Below are 1,675 nucleotides of genomic sequence, written 5' to 3'. Positions count from 1 at the left end.
AGCGATTTCATTGCTTGTGGCTGAGTCATGCCTAAATGATTCGGGCGATAAAACAGCTTGATGATATTTCCCGTCGAAACTTGTACGGCGCCATCAATATTATTTTGTGGGGTATTCAGCCCTTTTTCGCTGGTTGGCATGGCTACGGTACGAAAATAAAAAACAGATTCTTTATCTTGTGGGAGCGCCACGTTCTTTTTCATTATGCGGACTTGATTCGTGGAACCAGACTCTAGTCGGAATAACGATGGCGTCACCATAAAGGGAGTCTCACCATTGTCGCCATAGGGAGTTTTCAAAATCTGTGCTTTGACCAAATAAGGCGTAAGTGATTGATTCGAGCTGGTTATCCCCACACTTTTTCCGGTGGCGTTATCACTTTCTGAAAAGATAATTCGAGTGGTGTCGATAGCGATCCCTGCGATCGATGAACCAGATAGCAATAGCAAGCCACCGCAGATCCCTTGCATAAATCGGTTATTTCGCATTTGTCTATCCTCATAGTCTTCGTGGCCGAATGTAGGTAAGACGGAGCCCGCCTTACCTCAATCTACTGAGTTAATTAAATCGAATTAGTCAACGATATAAGCCACTAAGATAGGTGCGCTGTAGGAACCTGCTTCAGGTGTATCTGTTGTCGTTGCCATACCCACTTTGAAGGTGTATTGCGCGGCAGTTTTGCCTGCGCCAATTTCAACCTTTGCACCGTTACCGTTAGTGATGCGGTTATTAGCTTCATCTTCAATCATAAAACCAACAGTTTGTGAATCTGTTGCAACAAAGATGTCTTGCTCGTTGTTACCGACAGAAGTGATCCCTTGAATGATTAAGTTACCTTCCTCACCCTCAGCACAACCCACTAAAGTCACTGGCATTTCAGCGGTTGTAGAGGACATTGTATTGACAGCGGCAAAGTCTGAACCTGCACCCACAGACGTTTTTAAAACACCCACGTTTAAGACTGATTTACCGCCATTGATGGTGACATCACAGGTCGTGTTGGTCAGGATCCCTTGCAGAGTCACTTCTGCAGAAGGTGCAGCCATTGCGTTTAGGCTTAAAGCTGACAGGCTCATAAATAAAGCAGTAGAAAGTGCCGTTGTTTTAAATGACATAATTAGTATTCCTATTTGTCCAAAGTTAAATAATTAAATTGATGGTATAAAGGTCGCATTCCATGACTTATTTCGTTATAGATATATATACGTATGATGCCGATATTATCTATTTACCTAGGCTAAATTTAGGTTGAATCAGTTATAAACATTCAATTTAAAGTTTCGCTAATTTCCTTTATTCCATTCCTTAGATATAAAGGGGATACTCTCTTGTTCTAAAAAAGAGAATATTACCTTTATTCTTAGTGCTCGATTTATTATTCGCTAACCTATAATAAATAAGCGTGAAAAGTAGGGCGCCATATGAATAGAATGGCGCTCCTTGGATTTATTGGAGTATTAATTTCTCTATATTTAAAAGATTAATTTCTTTACATGTATTTAATGGCTAAGTATAAATAACTATTTAGGTGGTTAGATTAAGTTCTCAGCTGTGCTGAAATAATTTAAATATTTAATATATTTATCATTAATACGATAAATAGGGATTTTAAAAATATTTTTATTTATAAAATCATGTTGTTATTGGTAAGGCTCCATTGGAGTAGGGGTATTGC

Annotated in this window: 2 protein-coding genes; both read right to left on the bottom strand. The window is 38.9% G+C overall.

The window, feature by feature from the left end:
- A partial coding sequence (locus JK188_RS17295) for a fimbrial biogenesis chaperone (protein WP_211888694.1) occupies nucleotides 1-488 on the bottom strand: 488 nt, incomplete at its 3' end.
- Nucleotides 489-572: 84 nt separating this feature from the next.
- Nucleotides 573-1,115, bottom strand: coding sequence for a fimbrial protein (locus JK188_RS17290; protein ID WP_211887297.1), 543 nt, complete (start codon nucleotides 1,113-1,115; stop codon nucleotides 573-575).
- Nucleotides 1,116-1,675: the final 560 nt, after the last annotated feature.

The organism is Providencia sp. JGM181 (assembly GCF_018257375.1).
Lineage (GTDB): Bacteria > Pseudomonadota > Gammaproteobacteria > Enterobacterales > Enterobacteriaceae > Providencia > Providencia lanzhouensis.
Note: the sequence above shows the minus strand (reverse complement) of the source record. Positions and strands in the feature narration are given on the sequence as shown.